We start from the raw sequence: 25,943 nt of genomic DNA, 5'->3' as shown, positions 1-25,943 counted from the left end.
ATTTAATAGTAGGAACTATTTCCTGATTAGGAACGATCATAGTCAAGCATGCGGGCTCAAGGAGGTTCACCGTGGCGAAGAAAACCATGGAGTTAGAAGTGGAAAAGGAAGGCGGAGGTCTTGGAAGATTTCTCGTAATTGCCACTCCCATTCTGTTCACATTAGTACTGGTCGGTGCGATTATCATGTTATTTAATGTTAATTTGCGTAATACGATGTTCAGTACACTTGATAAAATTCCTGTAGTGAAAAATTTCGTACCATCTGCCGATAATACTAGTAGTGCTGATCCAGCAACGAATCAAGCGGAAAGTACAGCGGCTACTGTTGACCAGCTCAAGCAACAATTAAGTGATGCACAACAGAAGAATACAGAGCAGGCTACGCAGATCAAAACGTTGCAGGATCAACTGAATACACAGTCTGGCGCCAATGGTACAAACGGTACTAGCACAGCAGGAAGTAACACAGCGGGTACAACAGGAAGTGGCACGACTGGAACAACTAGCGGAACGAGTACAACAGGTAGTCCTACAGTTCAGACGGAACAGGACAAGCAATTGAAAAACCTGGCGAGTGTATACTCAGACATGAGCTCCTCCAAAGCGGCATCGATCATGCAAAACATGACGACAGATGAACAGGTGCTCATATTCAGCAAAATGAATGCTGAAAGTCAAGCAGGCATTTTGCAGAAAATGGATCCAAAAGTAGCTGCCGAAACTTCATTAGCGCTTAAAAATGCTACTGCAGCAAGCCTTGCAGCATTACAGACGAAAACAGCAGGCACTCAAAATACAGCACCTACAACGAGCACTAAGCTGGATTCGCAAGCGATGGCACAAACCTTTACTACGATGCCAGCGGCTAGTGCAGCAAGCCTTTTACTTCAAACATCTAAAACAAGCCAGACCAAAGCGCTTCAAATATTGAATAACCTCGATGATTCAACTAGAGCAGGCATTCTGTCAGCAATGTCTACACAGGATCCCGCAGCAACAGCCCAGATTGTGACTCGTTTAATGGGCAATTAATTCAATGGGGTGATCGGAATTATTTCCTACTCTTACCAAAATCGCAATACTCAGGAACTCCTTCTCATACAATTTTTGCTTCAAGGAGGTGATAATAAATGAGTATGATACTTCAAACTAATTCGAGCTCGACTCCAGTGGCGAAATTGATGGGTGGGACGGGTACCGCAAGTACCGGAAGCACAGGCACAGGTTTTACGCAGACATTAACGTATGCAATGAATGGTACAGGCGCTTCAGCAGGTGCAGCTGGAACAGAAGGACAAGCAATGGCAGGACTTATGGGTAGTGCCGCATCCTTACTGGAAATGCTGCAAGCATTAATGTCGGGTGACAAGGAGGTTAGTGGCGAAAGCCAGGGTGATGAGAAAGTTCAAAAAGTGGACAAGCTACTCGATGATCTGCTGAAAAAGCTACAGGACATGGATGCTTCCATTATGAATGATCCAACACTCGTACAAGCATTGCAATCCTGGCTCGTTCAAGTACAGCAAGTGCTAGGTGGTAGTCATAATCCTACGGATACGCAGGGAGGCTCCACAGATGGTTCTCAGCCAGCCTTAACAGCATCCTTACCTGCACTGGCACAGCATGCAGATACTCTTCGTTTTGCTGTCGCAGATGCAGTATCACAGGTTGTAGAGAAGCTACAAGCGATCCAGACAGGGAATGGGCAACCTGATCCTAAGCTAGAGCAGCTAATGAACAATCTGCAAAACATTTTACAAAAAGCAGGTGGAGAAGGGGCATCGACCTCCTCTGGTAATGATCAAGGTAATCAGCAAGGCAATAGTCCTGCACAGATCATTGTACAGAGTGATGCGAAGTCATCAGAGGCCGCAGCAACTCCTGCTACTGCTACACAGGAAGCATCAGTGAGTACAGCAGATAATCAGCCGCCAACCGGCGTAGTTACAGCTGGACAACTGGCAATGCGAGCGCAAGCTACTTCATTAACACCAGCGCAACCGCAAGCTCCAGTCGCAACAATTCCGATGCAAAACTTCTCAGGCGAGATGAGTAAGTTCATCGTTAGCAAGTTCGATATCCATCAGCTGGGCGGCTTGTCTGAAGCACGAATCATTCTGAATCCAGAACACCTCGGTCAGGTTGATGTAAAAATCTCCATTCAGGATGGACAGCTTCTGGCACAATTTATTACAGAAAAGCACGGTGCGAAAGATGCACTGGAGCAGCAAATGGCTCAGCTTCGTACTGCACTACAAGCTCAAGGTCTTCAAGTCGATAAGCTTGAGGTCGCTCAAAGCTCTGGCGCATTCTCCGATATGTATCACGGTGGGCAAGGCTTTGAATCCAATGCAGGACAACAGCAATCGGGTCGTCGTTCCAAATCAAAGGATGAGCAATCCGATGATGCAATGTTAACGGCTGAGATTGGTGGCGAACTGAAGGAATGGCGAGATGAGCAGCGTGCCACAGGAGTTACAGGCGCCGCAAATATGCTGAATTATGGTAGTACGTATGTAGCTAAGGCTTAATTCGGATGGAGGTGAAATCAATTGCCAGACTTAATTTCAACATCTAATACGTGGCCCAACTATTCTACAAGTAATGTGCAGGCTGCAGCGGCTACGAAGAAAAAGGATCTTGGTAAAGACCAGTTCCTGTCGATCCTCGTCGCACAGCTGAAAAATCAGGACCCTACGGCTCCGATGGATAATGCACAGTTCGTAGCTCAGATGGCTCAGTTCTCCTCGGTAGAGCAGTTGATTAGTATTAACGAAAAAATGGATAAAATGCAGGGCTCGATGGACACATCGCTCGGCGGCGCTTCCGAATTGATCGGTAAGAAAATCACATGGCTGAACGAAAAGACAGATGCAAAAACGGGAGCTACTACATCAACGTATGAATCGGGTACAGCTGAATCGATCATCTTGAAAGATAAAGTTCTGTACGCGCAAGTTGGTGAGGATGCAATCCCACTTTCTCTAGTGACGAAGGTAGAACCAGCTACAGCAAGTGCCGCAGCTACATCTACCAGTGACACATCGGCAACAAGTACAACCCCAGCTACAACAACGCCGACAACAAGTACAACGACTACACCGGCTGAATCAACACCAACGACAGGCAGTACTACAACACCAGCCACGTCGACTGCAACACCAGCTTCTACAAGCACAGATAGCACAGCTACATCGTCTACACCAGATGCTATCGAAACAAAGGCTTCAGATGCTACGGCTACACCAACAACAGAAGCAAGCACATCCAATGATGCAGCAAGCTCAAGCACAGCCGCTCCTGCTGCAACAGCTACAGGCAGCAAAACACCAGTTGAAACGAACAACGGCTCAGACAGCTCCACAGCTACAAATGATTCCAGTACAGCTTCGGCTGCCGGGGAGAATGCATCATGAATGGCCCGATTCAAGTAGGCCAGCTTTATCCTTCCAAGCTGAATTCAAGCTTGCTCGGACGGCCTAATAACCAGGCGACAGCCGGACAGGGCAATGAATTTAAAGCCATTCTTGATCAAAATTTACTGAAGTTTAGCAATCATGCTTCCAAGCGTCTGGAGCAAAGAGGAATCCAATTTAGTACCGAGCAAATGACTAGCCTGAATCAAGCGATTGATAAGGCAGCCGCCAAAGGTTCTAAAGATTCGTTAATCCTGATGCAAAACAATGTCGCTTTGATCGTTAACGTACCCAACAGGACCGTCGTGACCGCCATGGATGGCAACTCGATGAAGGACAATGTATTTACGCAAATAGACAGTGCCGTCATTCTTTGATTACTGGCCGGACCTGAAACGGGAAGCCAGCGAACTGCCGACCGACTGAAGCAGTTCAATCTATAATTATGCATCCATTAGGAGGAAATTATTCATGTTGAGATCCATGTATTCCGGTGTTGCGGGTATGAAAGGCTTTCAAACCAAGTTGGACGTTATCGGTAACAACATTGCGAACGTTAATACAGTAGGTTTTAAAAAGTCTCGAGTTATGTTCCAGGATATTTTGAGCCAGACAACTAAAGGGGTTACAGCTCCAGTAGCAGATACAAGCGGGGGTGTGAACGCACAGCAGGTAGGTCTGGGTAGCCGTGTTTCTTCTATTGATACATTGCATCTGGCAGGTAGCGCGCAAACGACGAACAATCCGACTGACCTTCGTATCGATGGTGATGGATTCTTCGCAGTAAAGTTGTCTGCTGACCAGGAGGTTCCTTATCTGACTCGTGCAGGTGACTTCCACGTCGACTCCGCACGTCAGCTCGTAACATCGGATGGCGGTCTTGTAGTAGATACAGGTGGTACACCAATTACGATTCCTGATACTGCGGTTTCATTTAGTATCCAGGCCAATGGTACAATTTTGCTGACTAACGCTGATGGAACAACTGAAAATGGTGCTCAGCTCGGTATTGCCAAAGTTGTTAACCCTGAAGGTCTGGAAAAAATCGGTGGTAGCTTATACCGTGTAACACCGAATGCTGTAACAGATGGCGATCTCGGTGATCTAGTCGCTGCTGGTGATGCAGAAGCTGGAACAGGCTCTATCGTTGCTGGACAACTTGAAATGTCGAACGTCGACCTGACTGACGAGTTTACTGAAATGATCGTTGCTCAGCGTGGCTTCCAGGCGAACTCTCGTATCATCACAACTTCTGATGATATCTTGCAAGAATTGATCAACCTGAAACGTTAAGATGAACGAGGCCATAGAGGGAGAGTTATTCCTACTCCCTCTGTTTGGCAGTCATGCTATCGTTTTTTGTTCACTATGTGCTATCTCTACACAAAATGCACATTTTATAAAAGGTATAGACAGATATTCAAGGAGGGGTATTGATGATCCCGGTCACGCGGCTAAATGGTTCTCCCATGTGGCTTAACGCCCTGCTGATAGAAATGGTGGAAGAAACGCCAGATACGTATATTACCCTAACGACAGGCAAACGCTTGATTGTGCTTGAAAAAGCGGAGCAAGTGACCAACCTGATTCGTGAGTATAATAAAAGCATAGGCACTCTTACTGGAACGATTAAGGTGCAACATATGGAGGAATTGGAATGAAAAAGTTATTGCCCTGGATTATCAGCGGGGTGCTCGCAGTGGGACTCATCGGCGTTGTTGCCTATTTTCTGATTTTTGGAAATTTGCTTGGGAATAAACAACCGATGACAGCAGCCCAAGCCGCGGCGGCCGAAAAAGAAAAGATTGCACAAATGAGTGCTTCTGAGATTGCGGAAGTATCATCTGACATCACAGACCTTACAACGAATATGGCTGATCCGTCCTATGTCGTCAAAATGAGCTTTTCCTTCCAACTGGCAGACAAGGATGCAAAAGCAAACTTTGATCTGATCAAGGATTTGAAAGTGACGCCGATCATTATTCGAACACTTGCGGATACTAAGCCTGAAGACATTCAAAGTGCAGAAGGCATCGAGCAGCTGGATGCGAAGCTCATGAAGCTGATCAACAGCTCATTGCCAGAAGAAAGTGGTAAAGTAGTTGATGTTCAAGTATCGAACAAGATTGTGAGCCCTCTCTAATCCAAAGCTAATCAAGCAGAAACCTAATCCTTTTATATCGCAAGGGGGTGAGATTATGGTAGATGTATTATCCCAGGGAGAGATTGATGCCCTTTTAGCAGCATTATCCTCCGGCGAAATGGATGCAGAGGAGCTCAAAAAAGAGGAGAGCGAGAAAAAGGTCAGAGTATATGACTTTAAACGGGCGGTTCGCTTTTCTAAAGATCATATCCGAAGCTTGACTCGGATTCATGAAAACTTTGCCCGTTACCTGACCACCTATTTCTCGGCTCAGCTACGTACGTTTGTACAGATTAGTGTCGTACAGGTTGAGCAATTGCCTTATGATGAGTTTATCCGCTCCATTCCGAAAATGACGATCTTGAACATTTTTGAGGCAGAGCCGCTTGAAGGGAGAATGGTGCTGGAGGTTCATCCTAACATCGCCTTCGCTATGCTGGATCGCATGCTGGGCGGAACAGGAACAGCACCAACCAAAATCAACGCGCTGACAGAGATTGAAACGACGATCATTGAACGTGTATTCAGCCGAACTTTTGAAAGTTTGCAGGAAGCCTGGAAAACGGTCATTGACCTTTCGCCGCGTATGGAAGCGCTGGAGACGAATCCGCAATTTATGTCGCTTGTATCTCCAAACGAAACCATCGCCCTGATCTCGCTCAGTACAAAGATCGGTGATACCACAGGTATGATCAACCTTTGTATCCCGCATGTCGTCATCGAGCCGATCATGAGTAAGCTGTCTGCGAACCATCTCTTTTTCTCGCAGAAAAAAGAGCCGGCATTGGAAGAAGTGGAATCGCTGAAGCAGCGAGTGCATCGCGCTCAGCTTCCTGTCATTGCTGAGCTGGGCGAATCCAGACTTTCGATCCAGGAATTTCTCAGCTTATCGGTGGGAGATGTTATTTCACTCAATAAGCCGATTCAACAGGATCTCTCGATCAAAATAGGTAATCAGCTCAAGTTCTATGGTAGTCCTGGTACTGTAAAGGATCGGGTAGCCATTCAGATTAATGAAATCGTCAGTGAAGGAGTGGAAGGACTTGACGAGTAAAGATTATTTGTCACAAGAAGAAATCGATGCGCTACTTAAACAGTCGTCAGGTGAGGATAGTGGTTCCGCCACCTCCGCAGGCCAGACGGTTGACGATTTTCTGACACCGCTGGAGCAGGATGCGCTAGGCGAAATCGGTAATATCACCTTCGGTAGTGCAGCAACTGCGTTGTCCACGTTGCTGGGTCAAAAGGTAGATATTACGACTCCGCGTGTGGGTATCGTAACGCGCTCCGAGTTTGAAAATGAGTTTCCTAAGCCTCATGTCGCTGTACACGTCGAATATGTAGATGGCTTTCAGGGTATCAACTCTCTCGTTATTCAGACACGTGATGCTCAAATCATCGCGGATCTGATGCTCGGTGGGAATGGTGATCCCAAAGATGAGGAATTGAACGAAATTCATATCAGTGCTGTTCAGGAAGCGATGAATCAGATGATGGGCTCCTCGGCAACATCAATGTCGACCATCTTCAACCGCTTCGTTAACATCTCACCTCCTGGCATCGATATTCTCGATGTGAGTAATGATCAGGGTGTGAGCATGTTGCCTCCAGAAGAGACGCTGATCAAAATTTCGTTCCGTCTCCTGATTGGTGATCTGATCGATTCGACGATCATGCAGCTCTTAACGGTTGAGTTTGCGAAGTATATGGTCGATATTCTGATCAATGGTGCAGAAGAAAGTGCACCTGAAGCACCAGCAGCAAGTGCACCGGCGGCTACACCTCCGGCAGCAGCTGCACCACCAGCAGCGCAACAACCACCGGCTCAGCAGGCTCCTGAGCAGCCTGGAGTGCCACCGATGATGCCGCCTCAAGGGATGCCACCCTACGGTCAACAACCGCCGTACGGCGCTCCTGAGCAGCCTTATCCGCCTTACCAGCAACAGTATCCGTATCCTCCACCAGGCTATGGTTACAACATGCCTCCACAGCCACCACAGCATTACGGTGCTCCTGTAGGACGCGAGGTGAATGTCCAACCAGTTCAATTCGCCAACTTTGGTGCAGGTGCTGCGCCGAACCTGGATGAAAATAATTTGAACTTATTGATGGACATACCACTTAAAGTCACCGTAGAATTAGGAAGGACCCAAAAGCAAATCAAGGATATCCTCGAATTGTCCCAGGGCGCAATTATTGAACTGGACAAATTGGCGGGCGAACCGGTCGACATCCTGGTCAACAACAAACTGATTGCCAAAGGTGAAGTAGTTGTTATCGATGAAAACTTTGGTGTTCGCGTAACGGATATCGTCAGCCAGTGGGACCGAATTCAAAAAATACAATAAAGATCACTTAGGGAGGATTTTAAATCAATGGCAAACCGTATTCTTATCGTGGATGATGCAGCTTTTATGAGAATGATGATCCGGGATATTCTGACAAAGAATGGATATGAAGTAGTAGGAGAAGCTCAAGATGGAGCACAAGCAGTAGAAAAATTCAAAGAGCTTCGTCCCGATTTGATCACAATGGATATCACGATGCCAGAAATGGACGGTATCGCCGCTCTGAAAGAAATCAAAAAGCTCGATGGCGGAGCGAAAGTCATTATGTGTTCCGCAATGGGCCAGCAGGCGATGGTTATTGATGCCATTCAGGCAGGTGCCAAAGATTTCATCGTAAAACCTTTCCAAGCAGATCGTGTTATCGAAGCGATCAGCAAAACGCTGGGCGTATAGGAGAATATTCCCATGTCAGGTGAAACAGCCACAATGGGAGGAACAGGCGGTTATATCCTAAACCTTGTTTGGGTTATAATCGTCTTGGCTGTAATAATAGCCCTTATTATTTTGTTGCTTCGGTTCCTTGGTCGCAAAAATCAATCCTGGTTATCCAGGCGTGCCATTCGTACAATAGGTGGCATGGCGCTAGGCCCGAATAAGTCGTTACAAGTGATTGAGATTGGCAACACGTTATATTTGATCGGTGTCGGAGAGGATATTACGCTGGTTGATAAAATTTCCGATCCTGATGAGGCGATGCTGGTTATTCAGTCTTTTCAATCCGAGTCGGCGGAGCAGGAAAACTTTTTCACTCCGCTGATCTCCAAACTCAGCAGTAAGCTACGTCCCAAATCCAAAATCGAAGAAGAGGAGCTACGCGATACAGATGCTTTTCAGGAAGTGTTTGAGAGCAAGCTTCGAGAAATTCCGAATCGACGGGATAAGATGGAGCAGCTGTTGAAGGAGGAAGATTCTACAGATCGGTCGAGGGATTCATGAAAATAAAACTGATTTTATCTCTTATGCTGCTTTTTGCTGTCAGTGTGCTGTCGGTGCATCCGGTATTTGCAGCAACCGCCGATCCGATACCAAATATTGATATTCAGATCGGTAATGATAATGGCTCATCCGGTGGTGCGGCAACAAGCTCACTATCGATTTTGCTGCTTATTACCATTATTAGTATAGCTCCAGCCTTTATGGTTCTTATGACCAGTTTTACACGTATTGTGATTGTGCTCAGCTTTGTCCGGACTTCACTTGGGACTAACCAGATGCCTCCCAATCAGGTACTGGTAGGGCTGGCTTTATTTTTAACCTTATTCATCATGTCGCCTACGTTGTCGCAAATGAATCAGGTTGCCCTTCAGCCTTATCTGCAAGGGAATCTGACGCAAATGCAAGCATTGCAGGCTGCGGAGAAGCCGATCAAGGAATTTATGTTCAAGCATACCCGCGAAAAGGATCTATTGCTCTTTTTGGAATATACCGGTACACCTAAGCCTTCTAACGTCGACGATATTCCACTTACCGTTATGGTTCCTTCTTATGCGATCAGTGAGCTAAAAACAGCATTCCAGATGGGCTTTATGATTTTTATACCTTTTCTAGTCATTGATATCGTCGTTGCCAGTGTGTTGATGGCGATGGGGATGATGATGCTACCGCCTGTCATGATTTCACTTCCATTCAAAATATTGTTATTCGTTTTGGTGGATGGGTGGTATTTGATCGTCAAGTCATTGCTAGTCAGCTTTAATTAGCGCAGCTCTTCACCTGTGAATCTGCGCCTTCACAATTTACCCGTAAAAAGGGAGGTTAATTATGAGTTCGGAGTTTATCATCGGTATGGCAGGACAAGCGGTGTATACCGTCTTAAAAGTGAGCGCACCGATGCTGATTCTTGGACTTGTAGTCGGCTTGCTGGTCAGTATTTTCCAGGCGACTACTCAGATTCAGGAGCAAACTCTTGCCTTTGTGCCAAAAATCGTAGCTGTCATGCTTGCGCTGCTGCTGTTCGGTCCGTGGATATTAACCGTCATGGTCGACTACACGGCTGATATTCTTGGCAATCTGTACAAATACATCGGTTAGGCTGATGGCTTATGGAGACATTACTACAAAGCTTTCCTGTTTTTTTGTTAATTTTTTGTCGAATGACCGCTTTTTTTGTAGTTTCACCGATTTTCTCATCTCGAGGAGTACCGAGTCAGTTTAAGGTTGGGATTGCAGCGTTTATTTCCCTGCTTATTTATCTGATTAAAGGAACGACAATCAAAATTCCAGACGGTACAGACATTTATGTCCTTATGGTATTTAGAGAAATATTGATAGGCCTGCTTCTTGGATATATCGCATACCTCATGTTTATGGTAATCCAGATTGCAGGCTCATTTATTGATATTCAGATTGGTCTGGGGATCGCGTCTGTGTTTGATCCGATGACAGGCGCTTCTGCTCCGGTCATTGGTAACTTTAAATACATGTTCGCGATGCTGATCTTTCTTAGCATGAATGGTCACCACTATCTGTTACAGTCTGTGCTGTATAGCTATGACTGGGTGCCCATGAATAGCGATATCGTGTCCCAGATGTTGAATGGGTCGCTCAGTGAATTTTTGATCCGAACCTTTACAAATTCCTTCCTGATCGCTTTTCAGATGTCTGCTCCAATCGTGGTAGCAACCTTTCTGACAGATGTAGGGCTAGGTTTTCTGGCACGTAGTGCACCACAGTTCAATATTTTCGTTATCGGTGTACCGGTTAAGATTATTGTAGGGCTGTTCGTGCTGATGTTATTAACACCAAGCTTTGCCTTTATTTTTGAACATTTGTTTGAGCAAATGTTTCAAGCGATGCAAGGGCTACTTCAGGTGCTGGGTAAACGCCCGGCATCATGATAACCGATTCTGGTGGAAAGGAGTCCGTGAACAGTGGCATTTCGTTTAAAACTAAATCTTCAGTTGTTCGCAGGTGAGAAGACTGAGGAAGCGACACCCAAGAAACGCAATGACTCTCGCAAAGAAGGTCAGGTTGCCAAAAGTATGGATATACCAGGCGCAGCCATTTTGCTGGGTAGCATTGGATGCCTGATGATCTTTAATGATTTTTTTATGAAGCGTATTAGCTGGCTATTCACGGATACTTTTCTGCACAGAATGTCTACCGATGTAACGGTAGCCAACGTCATGCAAATGCTTGGACAGTATGCGATGCAAATCTTAATCATAGTGGCTCCGATTTTTGTGACTATCGTGCTGCTCGGAATTATCACGAACTATATGCAAATCGGCTTCTTGCTCACAGGCAAGCCACTTATGCCTCAGCTTAGCAAGCTCGATCCGATCAAGGGTGCCAAAAATATTTTATCAATGCGTTCGATTGTAGAACTGTTAAAATCGATTTTAAAAATGTCAGTTATTGGTTATTTGGTTTATACAACCCTGCAAGGTGCTAGTCATGAGATTTCGAAGATGGCGTATATGTCAGCGGAGTCAATCTTGCACTATGCAGGCGGACTGACTGTAAGTCTTGGACTCAAGGTTGGCGTAGCGATGTTCATCCTGGCAATTCTAGATTATATGTATCAGCGCTATGAGCATAATAAAAGCTTGAGAATGTCCAAGCAGGACATTAAGGACGAGTATAAAAACATGGAGGGTGACCCGCTCATCAAAGGTAAAATCCGTGAACGACAGCGTCGTATGGCGATGCAACGGATGATGCAAGAGGTACCTAAGGCGGATGTCATCATCACGAACCCGACGCACTTTGCGGTAGCACTCAAATATGATAACAGTGCAATGGCTGCCCCGCAGGTTGTCGCCAAAGGGCAAGACTATACTGCACTTCGCATTAGAGAGATTGCTAAGCAGAACCGGGTCGTCATCATGGAAAACAAGCCGCTGGCCCGGGCTTTGTTTGCCAGAACAGAGATCGGAGATTCGATTCCGACCGATCTGTTTCAGGCGGTAGCCGAGGTGCTAGCTTATGTATACAAAGTCAAAGGTAAAACGAAGTAAGGGATCGGAGGGCTGAATAACATTGAAGAAAAAAGATTTGGTTGTCCTTGTAGGCGTCATTGGAATTATTATGATGATGATTCTTCCGATCCCAACATGGCTGCTTGATATTTTGCTTATTATTAATATCTCGTTAGCAATGATTATTTTGCTGATCGCGATGAATACAAAAGAAGCGCTGGAATTTTCCATTTTCCCGGCAATGTTGCTCATTACAACCTTGTTCCGTCTAGCGCTTAATATTTCCACAACCAAATTAATTTTAGGACAGGCGGATGCAGGTTCAGTTGTATCCACCTTCGGTAGCTGGATTGCCGGAGGTCAGATCGCGGTCGGCTTTATCGTCTTCCTGATTCTCGTCGTTGTCCAGTTTATCGTTATTACAAAAGGTTCAGAGCGGGTAGCGGAGGTTGGAGCTCGTTTTACACTCGATGCGATGCCTGGTAAACAGATGAGTATCGATGCCGATTTGAACGCCGGTATGATTAACGAGCAGCAGGCTCGTGAGCGTCGTAGTAAAATCGAGCGCGAAGCCGACTTTTACGGAGCGATGGATGGTGCGAGTAAGTTCGTAAAAGGGGATGCTATTGCAGGCATTATTATCCTCCTGATCAATCTGATTGGTGGATTCATTATCGGGATAGCGATTCATGGAATGGCATTCACTGATGCACTCTCTACGTATTCTGTGCTGACTATTGGTGATGGTCTGGTGAGTCAAATCCCAGCACTGCTCATTTCGACAGCAGCAGGTCTGATCGTAACACGTGCTTCGTCCGAAGGTAACCTGGCTGATGATATTACGAGCCAGCTCTTTTCGTATCCAACACTGCTCTACATCGTTGCAGGTGTTATTACACTGCTCGGTCTGTTCACACCAATTCACTTTATTACAACGTTCCCACTTGCTGTGCTGCTCGTCTTCGCCGCACGTAAGATGCAGGCGAATTTGAAACAGAAGGCTGTGGATGCAGAGCAGCAGGTCGAAGAGCAGCAGATCGAGGAAGTTCGCAGCCCGGAAAGTGTAATCAATCTTCTTCAGATCGATCCGATCGAATTCGAATTTGGGTATGGCTTGATTCCGCTGGCAGATACTCAGCAGGGCGGCGATTTGCTGGATCGAATCATTATGATTCGCAGACAATGCGCGCTTGAACTAGGACTTGTCGTACCGGTCATTCGTATTCGCGATAATATCCAGTTAAAACCAAATGAATATGTGATCAAAATTAAAGGAAATATCGTTGGCGGTGGTGAATTATTACTAAATCACTACCTGGCCATGAGTCCTGGGTTTGAAGATGACTCGATTACGGGTATAGAGACTTTAGAACCAGCTTTTGGTCTTCCAGCCCTATGGATTGACGAAATCACGAAGGAACGTGCAGAGCTGTCTGGTTATACGGTGGTAGATCCGCCATCCGTTGTAGCGACCCATCTGACAGAGCTGATCAAAAAGCACTCTCACGAGCTGCTGGGTCGTCAGGAGACACGCTCTCTTATCGACAATCTGCGTGAGAACTACCCTGTACTGGTTGATGAGCTTATTCCTTCCGTATTATCGATCGGTGATATCCAAAAGGTGCTCGTCAAACTTCTGAAAGAAAAGATTTCGATTCGCGACATGGTAACCATTTTTGAAACTCTCGCTGACTATGGAACTTATACCAAAGATCCGGATGTGCTGACCGAATACGTTCGTCAGGCACTATCACGTCAGATTACACAGCAATTTACGAGCCAGGGAGAAACCTTACGTGTTATTACAGTCGGACCTAATCTGGAGAAGAAAATTGCCGAGAGCATTCAGCAATCAGAGCAAGGTACTTACCTTGCACTGGACCCGGTTTCCACGCAATCGATGTATCAGAAAATCAACGAGCAGGTGAATCGTCTCCTGCAAATGGGACAACAGCCAATCGTGCTTACGTCGCCAGCGATCCGCATGTATCTGCGTCAGCTTATCGAGCGCACCATGCAGGACATTCCGGTGCTATCGTATAGCGAGCTGGAGCCTAACGTTGAAATTCAGAGTGTCGGAGTGGTGAACTTATGAGAGTCAAACGCTATATTGTAGACACAATGCCTGACGCCATGCTCAAAATTCGCACCGATCTTGGAAGTGATGCTGTCATTTTGAGCACCAAAGAGCTGAAGACCGGCGGGTTCCTGGGCATGTTCCAGAAAAAGAAAATCGAAGTCATTGCAGCTGTGGAAAAAGAACAGACAGCAGAGGCGCCAGCCCCTGCTGCATCTGCACGCACTGAACCACAGGCTGTACAAAGCGCACCAAGTGCGCCTGTTCCAAAGCGTGTTGTGCCAGACGCTTACCGCAAATCGAGTCAGGCATTTGCTGAGTCGATGCGTCAGGCGCTGAATGACGATGAGGCGAATGAGCCTGTAGCTCCACCAGCTGCGGTTCGTCATTCTGATCCGGTTGCTCCGATGTCTGCACCTGTGCAGCAACGTGCATCAACTGAGCCCATGACGGTACAGCAGCTCGCTGCACAATTTGCCGAACCTCGCGGGGAGGAGCAAATGAGTGAAGCAAAGCTGTTTGAGGAGCTTCGTCAAATGAAGCAAATGATGGCGGAATTGACCCGTGAAAAGCAGCTTGCAGATTTGCCCGAGACATTACAACAATTGCAAGCTCATTTAAAGGCTCAAGGCGTCGATCAGAGCCTCATCGAGACCTGGACAGGAGAAATTATGCAGGACGCTGCTGGAGCCGCTGAAATGAGCTCACAGGAAGCCAGAAGAGCGATGAAGGCACAGATTGAGCATTTTACCGAGGAACGCATCGGTGGAGGCATCGATCCGTCGACTAAGATCGTGTATATTGCCGGCCCAACTGGAGTAGGCAAAACGACAACGATCGCGAAGCTGGCAGCAGAGCAATTATTTAAGTACAAACGCAAGGTGGGCTTTATCACCTCAGATACGTATCGAATTTCTGCGGTGGAGCAGCTTCGTACGTACGCCTCTATTTTAGGAGTGCCGCTTGAGGTTGTACAATCGCCTGGTGATTTGCAGCGATCCCTGCAACGCTTGTCGGATTGCGATCTCATTTTGATGGATACAGCAGGACGTAACTATCGCAATGAGCTGCTCGTATCCGAGCTGCAAAGCCTGCTCGCTCCGATGGAGCAAAGCGAAACCTATCTTGTGCTTGCCCTAACATCCAAGACGGAGGATATGCGTATCATTACCAACCATTTCAGCAAGTACCCACTGGATAAGGTAATCTTTACAAAAGCCGACGAAACCGGAAGCTATGGGGCGATGTTCAATCTGCTACAGGAGCATCCGTTGCGTCTTTCTTATATGACCAATGGCCAGAATGTACCGGATGATCTGCTTATGCCGAGTCCGGACTTTCTAGCAAATGTACTGCTTGGAGAGATATTGCCATGATGGACCAGGCCCAATCGTTACGCAATTTGATGTCTGCCAAAGCCAGAGCGCTGGAAGCCCGTCCGCAAGACGGCGAGCATGGAGGCGCCAAGTTCATTGCAGTGACAAGTGGCAAAGGTGGAGTCGGCAAATCCAATTTCACATTGAATTTTGCGCTGGCTCTGCAACGCCTGGGACGACGTGTACTCGTATTTGATGCGGATATAGGGATGGCCAATATCGATGTGCTGATGGGCGTTCGTTCCCAGTACAATCTTTCCCACCTGCTCAGTGGTGAAAAAGAGATTGGTGAGATCATTGAAAAAGGAGCCGGTTCCCTGCCTTATATTGCCGGAGGATCGGGCCTCAGCTCACTATTTTCACTGTCTGAAGAGGATTTAGTTTACTTTACTACTCAAATTCAGAAAATTGCTGCCGATATGGATTATATCCTGTTTGATACGGGAGCAGGACTGTCAAAAGAAACATTGCAATTTATCATGTCATCAGACGAATGCATCGTTGTCACTACACCAGAGCCTACAGCGATTACCGATGCATACGCACTGATCAAGGTTGTGCACGGATTGGAGGATACAACGGCCTTCAAACTGGTAGTGAATCGTGCGGAAAGCCAGCGAGAGGCAGTACAGACTGCCGATAAAATCAGACTCGTTACGAGTCGGTTTCTCGATCTGGACATTCCGATGCTTGGTTTTGTGAGCGACGATGCGCATGTAAGCCAGTCCGTCAAAAAGCAAGTTCCTTTTTCAATCAATGCTCCTGGATGTCATGCTGCTAGAGATATCCAAAACCTGGCTATGCAATATGTGGCTTCGCCAGATGTGCGCCAGGAGGGTACCTTATCAGGAATCAAGGGATTTATACAAAAATGGATGCGGCGTACTAAATGATTCTGTAAGGAACAGAGGTGCTATTGTTATGGCAACTTATAAAGTGCTAGTTGTAGACGACTCCCCATTCATGAGAAAAATTGTCTCGGACCTGATCGAGGCAGATCCGGCATTTCAGGTCATCGATACAGCAAGCAACGGATTGGAAGCTACCCGCAAAGTGGTAGAGCTCAAGCCCGATGCAGTTACGATGGATGTGGAAATGCCAGAAATGAATGGGCTTGAGGCATTAAAGATCATTATGTCTCAACGCCCACTCCCAGTCATTATGCTGTCTGGCATCAATGAACAGGGCATGCGTGAAACGATCATGGCGCTTGAAAGTGGAGCGTTTGACTTTATCCGTAAGCCTTCCGTGAGCAACTCCCAGGATATTGACGAAGTGGGACAACAGTTGCTCAGACAGCTTCATACAGCGATGCAGGTGGTGGAACGCCGTCGTAAGCGCAGTAGTGAACAACGGCCTGTTACTACAGAGCAGCCACAGACGTCGGCTGCTCAGCCGGATACTCCAGCACAGCAGCCGACGTCACAGACGCCTCAGGCGAAACCTGCACCACCTGTAAAGCCAGCTGCTTCGCCGTCGGTTAGTCGACCAGCTATGAAGCCAGCCACACCGCCTCCCTCACTCAGCGGACGTGTAAGTCGTCCGGTCAAGAACGAGGATATCAAAAAGGCAAAGCTGGACAAGCCAGCAGGGTCGACAAGCCCAGCGTCTGCCAGCAGCACAGAGCGAACTCCGGTTCGTCCTGTAGCTCCGACAGAACCAAAGAAGCAGCCTAAAGCACCGCTAGTGAAGCCGCCAGCCGCTTCCGTAGCACGCCCTGAACCAGTTGTACCGTCTACACCTGCACCACCGGTTGCAAACACGGTACACTCGGATCGTCCGGCTACTGCAATTAGTAAGCTGGTTGCTGTTGGATGCTCTACAGGTGGTCCAAGAGCACTGAAAAGCTTTTTAGAACAAATCCCGGCTAATTTTCCGGCACCCATCGTCATCGTGCAGCATATGCCGCCCAACTTCACCCGGTCACTGGCACAGCGCTTGAATAGCTTGAGTCAGATCAATGTGGTAGAAGGCGAGCATGGTATGCCACTGCAACCCGGTACAGCCTATATCGCACCAGGTGGCTACCACATGACTGTCGCCAAAAGCCAGGGCGGTTATCGCCTGCAACTGACGCAGGAACCTCCACGTAACGGACATCGTCCTTCAGTGGATACGCTTTTTGCCTCAATCCGCCCGTTCAATGATCTACAACGCTATGCGGTGATCATGACTGGTATGGGAAGTGATGGCGCACGGGAAATGAAAAATTTATACGACAGCGGTGTAATCCCTACCTTCGCCGAAAGCGAAGATACATGTGTAGTTTACGGGATGCCGCGCTCGGCTGTAGAGCTTGGATGTGTCAATCACCTCCTGCCATTACCTGAAATTGCGCCAAAACTTGTACAAATTGTTAGATAGCTTATAACAAGGACTATGTTATTTTATGGAGGAGGTGTCTCACGATGGACATGAATCAATACTTGGCCATGTTTATTGATGAGTCGAATGATCATCTGCAGTCTTTAAATGAAAAAATGCTGGAACTGGAAAGCAATCCAACCGATCTCGGAATTGTGCAAGTTATTTTCCGTTCAGCGCATACACTCAAAGGTATGGCAGCAACAATGGGCTTCGAGGATCTGGCGGCGCTGACGCACCAGATGGAAAACGTACTTGACCTGGTGCGTAATGAGAAGCTGGCAATGCAGGAATTTATTTTCGATACGCTGTTCAAAGGTCTGGACGCGCTTGAATCTATGGTTCAAGATATTACTCAAGGCGGCGAAGGTAAAGCAGACGTGACAGCGATTGTTGAAGCGCTGCAAGCTATCGTACGTGGAGAGATTCCTTCCAGCACACCAGCAGCTACAGCGAGCGCCGTGGCAGCACCTTCAGCAGCAAGCGCTGTAAGCTCAAAAGCAATTGAGCTGGATGAATTCCAGCAATCTGTAATTGAGCAGTCACTGTCTGCTGGTCATCAGGCACTGTACATGGAAGTATCGATTCGTGAAGATTGTCAGCTCAAAGCGGTTCGTGCCTATATGGTATTCGATCTGCTGGAGCGCTATGGCGACGTAATTAAATCCGAGCCTTCCACACAGGACATCGAGCAGGATAAGTTCGAACGTAGCTTCTCCCTGTACTATGTTACACAAAAGGATGCTGCTGAACTGGAGCCGATGGTAACGAGTATTTCCGAAATTGAGAGCGTAAAAGTAACGATGCTGGATGCAAGCTCTCTGAAAGAAATGGTTAGCTCCAAGGAGCCACAATCTATCGCTGCACCTGCTGTAGAAGCTGCGCCAACTGCTCCAACCGCAACAGCAGTGAAAGCAGAAACGGCTGCACCAGCCCCTGCTGCTAAAGCAGCTGCAACGAAAGCTCCTGCACCAGCACCTTCACGTACGATTCGCGTAGATATCGATCGTCTGGATGTACTGATGAACCTGTTCAGCGAATTGCTGATCGACCGTGTTCGTCTGGAGCAGCTTGCTAGCGAAGTGAAGGTTCCTGCGCTGACCGATACGGTTGAGCATATGGGTCGTGTAAGTAGCGATCTGCAAAACATCGTTCTCAAGCTTCGCATGGTACCGGTGGATACTGTTTTCAACCGTTTCCCACGTATGGTACGAGATCTTGCTAAATCGCTTGATAAAAAGCTCGATCTGATCATTACTGGTGCGGAAACAGAGCTGGATCGTACCGTTATCGATGAGATTGGCGATCCGCTCGTTCACTTACTGCGTAACTCGGTTGACCACGGTATTGAATCCGTAGCTAAGCGTGTAGCAGCAGGTAAAAACGAGACGGGTACAGTGAAGCTGAGTGCATTCCACAGCGGTAACCATGTGTTCATCGAGATCGAAGATGATGGTAACGGGATTGACCGTGAAATCATCCTCAAAAAAGCGCTCAAAAACGGCGTAGTTAGCCAGGAAGTCGCTAACACAATGAAAGATGAAGAAGTGTACCAGCTGCTGTTTGCTCCAGGCTTCAGTACAGCAGAAGTTATTTCTGACATTTCCGGTCGTGGTGTAGGTCTGGATGTAGTTAAATCCAAAATCACTTCGCTCGGTGGTCATGTTACTGTATCCTCAGAGCTTGGCAAAGGCACCAAATTCTCTGTACAGTTGCCACTGACGCTGTCCATCATCTCTGCGATGCTGATCCGTGTCGGCTCTGAAAAATATGCGATCCCGCTCACTTCAATTGTGGAAACGGGCATCATCAAAGCGAAACAGGTTCGCGACTTGCATGGCAGTCAGTTGATTCCTTACCGCGATACGCATATTCCACTGCTCTCCCTCAGCCGTGTATTCGAGGTTCCAGACTTCGACGAGCGCGAAGAGGAAGAAACAGAGATCGTTGTCATTCGCAAAGGTGACAAGCTGGCAGCGATTGCCGTTGAAAACTTCATCGGGCAAAATGAGATCGTCCTGAAAAGTCTGGGTAGCTATCTGCCTGAGACAATGGGCATTTCTGGCGCGACGATTCTCGGCGACGGTCAGGTTGCTTTGATTATTGATCCGAATGCATTCATTAAATAATGCAGTCCATTTATTGAGGAGGATTTACCCATGGATGAATTGAAAGTTATCGTATTTAAACTGGCAACCGAGGAGTATGGTATCGAGGTCGATAAAGTACAAACAATCGAGCGTATGATGCCTATCACCCGCGTTCCTAAGACGCTTGATTTTGTAAAAGGCGTTATTAATCTGCGCGGTGTCGTCATTCCGGTTATCGATCTGCGCGGTCGCTTCAATCTGGCGCAGACAGAATACAACGATCAAACCCGTATCATCATCGTGGAAGTGGACAAAATGCAAGTAGGCTTCATCGTAGACTCCGCTAATGATGTCGTCGATATCAAACGCAGCAGCATCGAAAAACCACCTGAGGTTGTAGGTGGCGTAAAAGCAAGATACCTTGATGGTGTAGCAAAGCTTGACGAAGAACGGCTGCTGATCATGCTTAACCTCGCGGAAGTACTTGATAAAACCGAGGTTGTGCAACTCGAAGGTATCGAGGATTAATCATGGGTTTCTTTGAGAAACTCGAAGGCTTCAAAATGGATGTGCTGAAGGAGGTTGGGAATATCGGGGCAGGCAATGCAGCCACTGCCCTTTCCCAGCTTCTGGACAAGCCCATCGATATGGCAGTGCCAAAGGTTCAGATTTTACCATTTGAGCAAATTGCCGAAAAGGTTGGCGGACAGGAACAGATCGTACTTGCGGTCTTTTTCCGCGTAGAGGGAGATGCTCCAGGGAATCTATTCTTTATTCTGACTCCAGAAGCAGGTAAAGGCCTGCTTCATCGACTGGCAGGACTTGTAGTGGTCGATGAGGAGCAGTTTAGTGAAATGGAGCAATCCGCATTATCCGAGATCGGTAACATTCTGGCAGGCTCGTATCTGTCCTCGCTTGCTGACTTTACGGGTCTTTCCATGACTCCGACCGTGCCAGGTCTTGCGTACGATATGGCAGGCGCGATCCTCAATTATGGACTCATCCAGTTCGGTGAAATGGGTGACGATGCACTTCTAATTGATACGACTTTCCTCGAAGGTAAAGATGAAGTTGAAGGACAATTTTTCCTGATTCCCGATCCCGAATCATTTGAAAAGATCTTCATCGCGCTAGGAGTTCCATTGCAAGATGATTGAAGAACAAGCCGTCGTTAAGGTGGGTATGGCCGATTTGAACGTCGTAAAGGAATCAGGAATTATCCGAACGACGGGATTGGGTTCATGTGTGGGCCTTACTCTCTACGACAAAAATATTCACCTGGTCGGCATGGCGCACGTCATGCTGCCATCATCGGATATTGCTCGTGAAGGGCAGTTGAACATTGCGAAATACGCAGATACTGCGTTACCGGAATTGCTCAAACGAATGGCAGATCTTGGTGCAATTCGCTCCAGATTAGTCGCTAAAATGGCTGGCGGTGCACAGATGTTCTCCTTTTCCAGTGGTGGTGACAATATGCGGATTGGTCCCCGCAATGTGGAAGCCTGCAAATTATTTCTACAAGAGTACAAAATTCCTTTAATTGCGGAGGATACCGGTGCCAATTATGGACGCACGATTGAAATGGATTGTACAACAGGAATGTTGTCGATTCGAAGCGTACAAATGGGTAAGAAGGAAATATGAGGTATGATAGGGAATATTAAGATCAATGTATGGTCTGGGGTGTTGGGGTTTCTCATCACCTTTCTGTTCTCTTTAGGAAATAATTTGTGGACCACCAGCCTCGTAAGAGGCTGTTTAGGCTTTATCCTCTGGTTTGCGCTCGCCTTTCTGCTACGGTTTATACTGGGCGTACTTGCAACGCCGAGTAGCAGTGCAGGAAAACCGCCTGCAAGCAGTGCGGTGCAGGGCATACAGGAAGACGAAGGGCAGTCTTTGAACGATGAACCGGGACGAGGCAATCTGCTTGATATCACCACACCGGATCAAGACAATGAACTAAACGATTTGCTGACACCGAAGCCATCCCATTCTGACGGTGATAACGGCTTCGCACCTCTGAATCCACCCAAGCTCGTTTCAACCAAGGAACAGGATCCAGAGGAACTGGCGAAGGCCTTACGCCACCTGACACAAAAGTAAGGAGGGTGAAAGCAAGTGAGCGAGCAAAAGGGAAGCCATTTAAACCACATTGAGCTGTGGGTACAGTGGAAGGAACATGGCAATGTAGAAGCGAAAAAAAAGCTGATCGAAAATTATCTAGGAACGGTTGAATATGTGTCCAGCCGACTTGCTATTGGTCTTCCGAAAAATGTATCGAAGGATGATCTGATGAGCAATGGGGTCATGGGTCTAATCGACGCGATCGAGAAATTCGACTACAAACGCGGACTGCAATTTGAAACGTATGCTTCATGGCGTGTGCGCGGAGCCATCCTGGATGGATTAAGACAAGGGGACTGGGTACCTCGTTCGGTGAGAGAAAAAGCACGGAAAATTGAGGATGCCTATCAGCAGCTGGAACAAAAATATTTGCGCTCCGTATCCGATGCAGAGATTAGCGAATATTTGGATGTGAGTGAGCGTGAATTCCAAACGATGCTTCAGGATGTAGCCGTTATGACGATTACATCACTTGAGGACCCTATTCGTGAAGAAGAATCCGAAACACGCATGTCCTTGATCGTGGATGAAAAAGCGAAAAATCCCGATCGTTCAGTCAATGATTTTGTGTTGAAGGAATTGTTAATGAAGGGGATCGAGAAGCTTACTGAAAAAGAAAGAACGGTTGTGTCGCTCCTTTATTATGAAGACCTTTCACTCAGTGAAATTGCGGAAGTGATGTCGTTATCCCCGTCACGCATCTCACAACTGCACTCAAAAGCAATCCTTCGTTTACGAGGAGCGCTGGACAAGCAAAGAGGTCTGTTAATGCAGGATATGTAACGCCGTTTGTGAAAGGGGAAATAAGGCGTGACATCTCAATTGACGATTGATCAATATGTCAAAATCAGTTTTTCCAACGACAAATCGGTTGCTTATATGGAAATTGCTAATCTTGAGCTTGATGATGAATTTGAATGGAATGTAGAACAATTGGAGGGATTTTTGCGTACACAGGGAATCACCCACGGCATACAGATGGATGAACTCAAAAAACTGGCTGAGCGTCCCGAGGCATACCGTTCCGAACTGGTAACGGTAGCCTGCGGTACACCGCCAGTGCCTGGAATTGATGGTTATATCCAATATGCAGTGAGGTTAGATGACCAAAATCGTGGTCCACGCGAAGCTGAAAATGGCAGAGTGGACTACAAAGAAATTATACGGTTAAATAATACGCTCAAGGGTCAGCTGATTGCTGAAAAAGTTGATCCATTGCCTGGTGAAGCGGGTATAGATGTAAAAGGAGAGCCTATTCCCTACAAACCAGGCAAGGATGTGCGTTTCAAAATCGGCAAAAATATCGTACTTAATCCGGAGCAAACCGCAATTTACGCAGCGATTGATGGCATGATCTCATTTACCGACAACGAGAAAATCAACGTATTTCCTGTGTATGAAGTAAACGGCGACGTCGACTATCATACCGGTAATATCGATTTTGTTGGAACGGTTGTCATTCGTGGGAACGTATTATCCGGTTTTCGAGTGAGCGCTTCTGGTGATATTCGAGTAGTCGGTGGCGTGGAGGGCGCAGAGATTGAAGCAGGCGGCTCCATTGAAATTACCGGCGGCATTATCGGATATCATAAAGGGCTGGTCAAAGCCGCTGTCGATGTCAAAACAGGATTTATTCAGGATGCTAATGTACAGGCAGGCGAAACGGTGCATGTATCGCAAAGTATTATGCATTCGCACGTACAGGCAGGTATTAGCATTCGCTGCGATGGTCCGAAGGGTCTGATCGTTGGTGGACATTTACAGGCAGGTGAGATGGTAGTCGGACGAACGATCGGCAATACGGCATTCACCGTTACCGAAATCGAGGTAGGCGTGCTACCGGAGCTACGTAATCAACTGGTTGTGCTACGGAAAGAACTTAAAACACATAACGAAAATCTGGATAAAACCGAAAAGGCACTTGTGCTGCTTGATCAATTAGCAGCGGTAGGACAGCTCGGTCCAGATAAAATGGCACTTCGTATCAAGCTTTCTGCCACGAAAAAAAGTCAGCTTCGCGAGCGCGATGAGATTCGTGATAGCGCCCTGGAGATCGAAAAAAGGCTGGAAGAGTCAGGCAAAGCAAAAATTGAAGTGATGCATACGATTTATGGCGGTTCCAAGCTGGTCATCGGTCGCTATACCAAGTATATTAAAGATACAGCCCAGCGCGTAAGCTTCGTCTTCACAGATGGAGATATCACGATGGTGCCTAATCATTAATATTAATCCAGTATAAGGTGGGTGTTCACTATGGGTTTGAGAGCTGTAGAATTGCAAATTGCTGTACCGCGTACAACGGAAGCAAGTAAAATTCAACAGGAAAATCTGCTTCGCCCTTCCATTGAACAGTCAATATTAGCGGATCGCACGAGTGAAGAGACGGAACGAATGCGGACACGCAGTGATAGTGTCAAGGAATCCGCTTCTGGCATGATTCATGATGGTCATCCGGGTGAGCAGCATGCTCCTCGTCAGCATCACGCAGAGCAGCCAGTAGAAGAACAGCATGTAGCGCCCGCCGAGCATCCATACAAAGGCAAACATATCGACCTGTCCTTTTAAAAGGCAGGTTTTGTTTGCAATCGAACACGATCACTACATTTTGACGATAAATTAACGCAGGTGAGTATACAATGGGTGATTTCCCTTCATGGGTATATATCGTTTTGCTGGGAGCAGTGGCTGTTGTTTACGGTATGCTGCTTCCGAAAAAACGAGAGGCTAAGCAGCAGCCAGAAGCTGCATTATCCTCTACCGTAGAAAAGGTAGAAGATACGCTAGAGCATTACATGACCGAAATCGAAAAGGAAAACGAAGAGATTATCGATCTCGTTTCCAAAATCAAGCAGGAATCCTCAGCCAAGCAAATTGCCTTGCAGGAGCAGGTGAGTGAAATGCGTCAGCGTCTAATGGAGCTGGAGCAGCGTGCTGTACCTGCGCCACAAGCATCATCATCGGTATCTGAGGAGCCTGTAGCGATGGAGCCTCCTGTTGTTCCACCTTTAGACCCTGCGATGCTTGGACGTCAAGGTGAGGCGCTACGCGAATCCGCAGCACGTATGCAGCGGGAGCAGGAGGCATTAGAGGCTGCACAGCAAGAGCAGCAGGACGCTGCCAAGGAACGCATTCAGGATCGTTATCCAGAGCTGTTCCAGCTTCATGAAAGTGGAAAGTCCGTCGACACTATTGCCCGTACCGTTGGCCTCCAGCGAGGGGAAGTTTTATTGATTTTGCAGCTGGCCAAACAGGAGGAACAATCGTGATCAAAAATCGCTCATTAATGATCGGAATCGGAATCGGCATCATCCTCGGTGCTGTATTGCTACAGCTTGTGAATATCGGCAAAGGACAAACGATGCTAAGCGGTGCGCAGCTCACTCCCGAGCAGATTCAGCAGGCCGCTCAGGCACAAAATATGCAGGTATACACCGCAGATCAAAAGGTATACACCAAGGAGCAGTGGCAGGAGCTAGTGAAGCAGGAGGAAGAGAAGAAGAAGCAGTCTCAGCAATCCGGACAGCAAAGCACCACAAAAGAACCAGAGGAGACCAAACAGCCAACTGCCCCGGAAAGTCCAGAGCAGCCAAGCACCTCAGATACGAAAAGCTCAACAAGCTCTTCGACTACCTCCTCAGCGAATGGTACACAGTCTGGCTCTGCTTCCGGTACAGTCAATACGCCATCTCAACCAACGACGCCGACAACGACTACGAAAGATACGGCATCCGCTTCAAATGCTACATCAGCTAACGCATCAGGCAACTGGTTTACCGTTAGCAGTGGTCAGATGCTCAATGATATTGCATTTAACCTGAAAAAGCAGGGCTTGATTAAAAGTCAGGGTGACTTTATCAATCGAGCATCCCAGCTAAATGTGAACAAAAAGCTACAGGTAGGCAGCTATCAGATTAGCTCCGGTCAGAGCTACGATGATATTTTGCGTACATTATCAGGACAGTCATCTCCTTAATAGGTCGTGCACATGCGGCAGCCGGAGATGGCTGTTTTTTTGCAAATAAAATAGTTGCGAACAGATATGCGCCTATGCTATATTATTAACTGGTGTTAAAACACACG

The 25,943-nt window shown here is 47.2% G+C and carries 29 protein-coding genes; all 29 read left to right on the top strand.

All coding sequences use genetic code 11. The features are described from left to right. Positions 1–71 precede the first annotated feature (71 nt). The 29 genes from SK066_RS14555 (at position 72) to SK066_RS14415 (ending at position 25,836) form a co-directional block, all read left to right on the top strand. Positions 72–1,034, top strand: coding sequence for a magnesium transporter MgtE N-terminal domain-containing protein (locus SK066_RS14555; RefSeq protein WP_320542033.1), 963 nt, complete (start codon positions 72–74; stop codon positions 1,032–1,034). 98 nt (positions 1,035–1,132) lie between these two features. Then, positions 1,133–2,533, top strand: a complete 1,401-nt coding sequence (locus SK066_RS14550) for a flagellar hook-length control protein FliK (RefSeq protein ID WP_320542032.1) — start codon at positions 1,133–1,135, stop codon at positions 2,531–2,533. A gap of 21 nt (positions 2,534–2,554) precedes the next feature. After that, on the top strand, positions 2,555–3,418 hold the full coding sequence (locus SK066_RS14545) for a flagellar hook assembly protein FlgD (protein ID WP_320542031.1): 864 nt from the start codon (positions 2,555–2,557) through the stop codon (positions 3,416–3,418). After that, on the top strand, positions 3,415–3,795 hold the full coding sequence (locus tag SK066_RS14540; protein WP_188776657.1) for a TIGR02530 family flagellar biosynthesis protein: 381 nt from the start codon (positions 3,415–3,417) through the stop codon (positions 3,793–3,795). The genes SK066_RS14545 and SK066_RS14540 overlap by 4 nt, the downstream gene beginning before the upstream one ends. A gap of 94 nt (positions 3,796–3,889) precedes the next feature. Continuing rightward, the gene (gene flgG, locus SK066_RS14535) at positions 3,890–4,711 is read left to right on the top strand and encodes a flagellar basal body rod protein FlgG (RefSeq protein ID WP_320542030.1); all 822 of its coding nucleotides are present in this window, start codon (positions 3,890–3,892) and stop codon (positions 4,709–4,711) included. Positions 4,712–4,854: 143 nt separating this feature from the next. Beyond that, positions 4,855–5,079 (top strand): flagellar FlbD family protein, encoded by a 225-nt coding sequence (locus SK066_RS14530; RefSeq protein ID WP_188776659.1) that lies wholly within the window; start codon positions 4,855–4,857, stop codon positions 5,077–5,079. Next, positions 5,076–5,561 (top strand): flagellar basal body-associated FliL family protein, encoded by a 486-nt coding sequence (locus tag SK066_RS14525; RefSeq protein WP_320542029.1) that lies wholly within the window; start codon positions 5,076–5,078, stop codon positions 5,559–5,561. Before SK066_RS14530 ends, SK066_RS14525 begins: the two co-directional genes overlap by 4 nt. A gap of 55 nt (positions 5,562–5,616) precedes the next feature. After that, positions 5,617–6,615 carry a flagellar motor switch protein FliM gene (gene fliM / locus SK066_RS14520; protein WP_320542028.1) on the top strand — a complete coding sequence of 333 codons (999 nt, stop codon included), beginning with the start codon at positions 5,617–5,619 and terminating at the stop codon, positions 6,613–6,615. Next, positions 6,605–7,909 carry a flagellar motor switch phosphatase FliY gene (fliY, locus tag SK066_RS14515; protein WP_188776662.1) on the top strand — a complete coding sequence of 435 codons (1,305 nt, stop codon included), beginning with the start codon at positions 6,605–6,607 and terminating at the stop codon, positions 7,907–7,909. The genes fliM and fliY overlap by 11 nt, the downstream gene beginning before the upstream one ends. Before the next feature lie 27 nt (positions 7,910–7,936). Beyond that, a complete protein-coding gene (locus SK066_RS14510; protein ID WP_188776663.1) occupies positions 7,937–8,302 on the top strand; it encodes a response regulator in 366 nt (121 codons plus the stop codon). Between the two features lie 12 nt (positions 8,303–8,314). Then, entirely contained in the window at positions 8,315–8,845 is a 531-nt protein-coding gene (locus tag SK066_RS14505; RefSeq protein WP_188776664.1) for a flagellar biosynthetic protein FliO, read from the top strand. After that, positions 8,842–9,609, top strand: coding sequence for a flagellar type III secretion system pore protein FliP (gene fliP, locus SK066_RS14500; RefSeq protein ID WP_188776665.1), 768 nt, complete (start codon positions 8,842–8,844; stop codon positions 9,607–9,609). Before SK066_RS14505 ends, fliP begins: the two co-directional genes overlap by 4 nt. 61 nt (positions 9,610–9,670) lie before the next feature. Next, a complete protein-coding gene (gene fliQ, locus SK066_RS14495; RefSeq protein ID WP_188776666.1) occupies positions 9,671–9,940 on the top strand; it encodes a flagellar biosynthesis protein FliQ in 270 nt (89 codons plus the stop codon). A gap of 11 nt (positions 9,941–9,951) precedes the next feature. Further along, positions 9,952–10,746, top strand: a complete 795-nt coding sequence (fliR, locus tag SK066_RS14490; RefSeq protein ID WP_188776667.1) for a flagellar biosynthetic protein FliR — start codon at positions 9,952–9,954, stop codon at positions 10,744–10,746. Between the two features lie 33 nt (positions 10,747–10,779). Further along, positions 10,780–11,868 (top strand): flagellar biosynthesis protein FlhB, encoded by a 1,089-nt coding sequence (gene flhB / locus SK066_RS14485; RefSeq protein ID WP_320542027.1) that lies wholly within the window; start codon positions 10,780–10,782, stop codon positions 11,866–11,868. Between the two features lie 70 nt (positions 11,869–11,938). Beyond that, complete coding sequence (gene flhA / locus SK066_RS14480; RefSeq protein ID WP_407673824.1) at positions 11,939–13,924, top strand: flagellar biosynthesis protein FlhA; 1,986 nt, start codon at positions 11,939–11,941, stop codon at positions 13,922–13,924. Then, entirely contained in the window at positions 13,921–15,282 is a 1,362-nt protein-coding gene (gene flhF, locus SK066_RS14475) for a flagellar biosynthesis GTPase FlhF (protein WP_320542026.1), read from the top strand. The genes flhA and flhF overlap by 4 nt, the downstream gene beginning before the upstream one ends. Further along, positions 15,279–16,175: a MinD/ParA family protein gene (locus tag SK066_RS14470; protein ID WP_188776671.1), complete on the top strand. Its 897-nt coding sequence runs from the start codon at positions 15,279–15,281 to the stop codon at positions 16,173–16,175. Before flhF ends, SK066_RS14470 begins: the two co-directional genes overlap by 4 nt. Positions 16,176–16,203: 28 nt before the next feature. Continuing rightward, positions 16,204–17,646 (top strand): protein-glutamate methylesterase/protein-glutamine glutaminase, encoded by a 1,443-nt coding sequence (locus SK066_RS14465; protein WP_320542025.1) that lies wholly within the window; start codon positions 16,204–16,206, stop codon positions 17,644–17,646. Positions 17,647–17,690: 44 nt separating this feature from the next. Then, positions 17,691–19,775 carry a chemotaxis protein CheA gene (locus SK066_RS14460; RefSeq protein ID WP_320542024.1) on the top strand — a complete coding sequence of 695 codons (2,085 nt, stop codon included), beginning with the start codon at positions 17,691–17,693 and terminating at the stop codon, positions 19,773–19,775. A gap of 30 nt (positions 19,776–19,805) precedes the next feature. Continuing rightward, positions 19,806–20,264, top strand: a complete 459-nt coding sequence (locus SK066_RS14455) for a chemotaxis protein CheW (protein ID WP_188776674.1) — start codon at positions 19,806–19,808, stop codon at positions 20,262–20,264. A gap of 2 nt (positions 20,265–20,266) precedes the next feature. Beyond that, entirely contained in the window at positions 20,267–20,893 is a 627-nt protein-coding gene (locus tag SK066_RS14450) for a chemotaxis protein CheC (protein ID WP_320542023.1), read from the top strand. Beyond that, complete coding sequence (locus tag SK066_RS14445) at positions 20,886–21,383, top strand: chemotaxis protein CheD (protein ID WP_188776676.1); 498 nt, start codon at positions 20,886–20,888, stop codon at positions 21,381–21,383. The genes SK066_RS14450 and SK066_RS14445 overlap by 8 nt, the downstream gene beginning before the upstream one ends. Positions 21,384–21,386: 3 nt before the next feature. Continuing rightward, positions 21,387–21,842: a hypothetical protein gene (locus SK066_RS14440; RefSeq protein WP_320542022.1), complete on the top strand. Its 456-nt coding sequence runs from the start codon at positions 21,387–21,389 to the stop codon at positions 21,840–21,842. 15 nt (positions 21,843–21,857) lie between these two features. Beyond that, positions 21,858–22,646, top strand: a complete 789-nt coding sequence (locus tag SK066_RS14435; protein ID WP_188776678.1) for a FliA/WhiG family RNA polymerase sigma factor — start codon at positions 21,858–21,860, stop codon at positions 22,644–22,646. 27 nt (positions 22,647–22,673) lie between these two features. Then, entirely contained in the window at positions 22,674–24,086 is a 1,413-nt protein-coding gene (locus tag SK066_RS14430; protein WP_320542021.1) for a flagellar assembly protein A, read from the top strand. Positions 24,087–24,116: 30 nt separating this feature from the next. Beyond that, positions 24,117–24,428, top strand: coding sequence for a hypothetical protein (locus SK066_RS14425; RefSeq protein ID WP_188776680.1), 312 nt, complete (start codon positions 24,117–24,119; stop codon positions 24,426–24,428). A 71-nt stretch (positions 24,429–24,499) separates the two neighbouring features. Further along, positions 24,500–25,129 carry a hypothetical protein gene (locus SK066_RS14420; protein ID WP_250343386.1) on the top strand — a complete coding sequence of 210 codons (630 nt, stop codon included), beginning with the start codon at positions 24,500–24,502 and terminating at the stop codon, positions 25,127–25,129. Further along, positions 25,126–25,836 (top strand): hypothetical protein, encoded by a 711-nt coding sequence (locus SK066_RS14415; RefSeq protein ID WP_320542020.1) that lies wholly within the window; start codon positions 25,126–25,128, stop codon positions 25,834–25,836. The genes SK066_RS14420 and SK066_RS14415 overlap by 4 nt, the downstream gene beginning before the upstream one ends. Positions 25,837–25,943: the final 107 nt, after the last annotated feature.

Source organism: Paenibacillus hunanensis (genome assembly GCF_034055775.1).
Lineage (GTDB): Bacteria > Bacillota > Bacilli > Paenibacillales > Paenibacillaceae > Saccharibacillus > Saccharibacillus hunanensis.
This window is presented reverse-complemented; position numbering and strand designations above follow the sequence as displayed.

Excerpts from the sequence above, each read along its gene's own strand:
- SK066_RS14465 (WP_320542025.1), top strand. The coding sequence starts at position 16,204 with ATGGCAACTTATAAAGTGCTAGTTGTAGACGACTCCCCATTCATGAGA.
- SK066_RS14540 (WP_188776657.1), top strand. The coding sequence starts at position 3,415 with ATGAATGGCCCGATTCAAGTAGGCCAGCTTTATCCTTCCAAGCTGAAT.
- flhF (WP_320542026.1), top strand. The coding sequence starts at position 13,921 with ATGAGAGTCAAACGCTATATTGTAGACACAATGCCTGACGCCATGCTC.
- flhA (WP_407673824.1), top strand. The coding sequence starts at position 11,939 with ATGATGATGATTCTTCCGATCCCAACATGGCTGCTTGATATTTTGCTT.
- fliR (WP_188776667.1), top strand. The coding sequence starts at position 9,952 with ATGGAGACATTACTACAAAGCTTTCCTGTTTTTTTGTTAATTTTTTGT.
- SK066_RS14420 (WP_250343386.1), top strand. The coding sequence starts at position 24,500 with ATGGGTGATTTCCCTTCATGGGTATATATCGTTTTGCTGGGAGCAGTG.
- SK066_RS14460 (WP_320542024.1), top strand. The coding sequence starts at position 17,691 with ATGGACATGAATCAATACTTGGCCATGTTTATTGATGAGTCGAATGAT.
- SK066_RS14550 (WP_320542032.1), top strand. The coding sequence starts at position 1,133 with ATGAGTATGATACTTCAAACTAATTCGAGCTCGACTCCAGTGGCGAAA.
- SK066_RS14440 (WP_320542022.1), top strand. The coding sequence starts at position 21,387 with ATGATAGGGAATATTAAGATCAATGTATGGTCTGGGGTGTTGGGGTTT.
- SK066_RS14425 (WP_188776680.1), top strand. The coding sequence starts at position 24,117 with ATGGGTTTGAGAGCTGTAGAATTGCAAATTGCTGTACCGCGTACAACG.
- fliQ (WP_188776666.1), top strand. The coding sequence starts at position 9,671 with ATGAGTTCGGAGTTTATCATCGGTATGGCAGGACAAGCGGTGTATACC.
- SK066_RS14505 (WP_188776664.1), top strand. The coding sequence starts at position 8,315 with ATGTCAGGTGAAACAGCCACAATGGGAGGAACAGGCGGTTATATCCTA.
- SK066_RS14455 (WP_188776674.1), top strand. The coding sequence starts at position 19,806 with ATGGATGAATTGAAAGTTATCGTATTTAAACTGGCAACCGAGGAGTAT.
- fliP (WP_188776665.1), top strand. The coding sequence starts at position 8,842 with ATGAAAATAAAACTGATTTTATCTCTTATGCTGCTTTTTGCTGTCAGT.
- SK066_RS14525 (WP_320542029.1), top strand. The coding sequence starts at position 5,076 with ATGAAAAAGTTATTGCCCTGGATTATCAGCGGGGTGCTCGCAGTGGGA.
- SK066_RS14450 (WP_320542023.1), top strand. The coding sequence starts at position 20,267 with ATGGGTTTCTTTGAGAAACTCGAAGGCTTCAAAATGGATGTGCTGAAG.
- SK066_RS14510 (WP_188776663.1), top strand. The coding sequence starts at position 7,937 with ATGGCAAACCGTATTCTTATCGTGGATGATGCAGCTTTTATGAGAATG.
- SK066_RS14445 (WP_188776676.1), top strand. The coding sequence starts at position 20,886 with ATGATTGAAGAACAAGCCGTCGTTAAGGTGGGTATGGCCGATTTGAAC.
- SK066_RS14470 (WP_188776671.1), top strand. The coding sequence starts at position 15,279 with ATGATGGACCAGGCCCAATCGTTACGCAATTTGATGTCTGCCAAAGCC.
- SK066_RS14530 (WP_188776659.1), top strand. The coding sequence starts at position 4,855 with ATGATCCCGGTCACGCGGCTAAATGGTTCTCCCATGTGGCTTAACGCC.
- flgG (WP_320542030.1), top strand. The coding sequence starts at position 3,890 with ATGTTGAGATCCATGTATTCCGGTGTTGCGGGTATGAAAGGCTTTCAA.
- fliM (WP_320542028.1), top strand. The coding sequence starts at position 5,617 with ATGGTAGATGTATTATCCCAGGGAGAGATTGATGCCCTTTTAGCAGCA.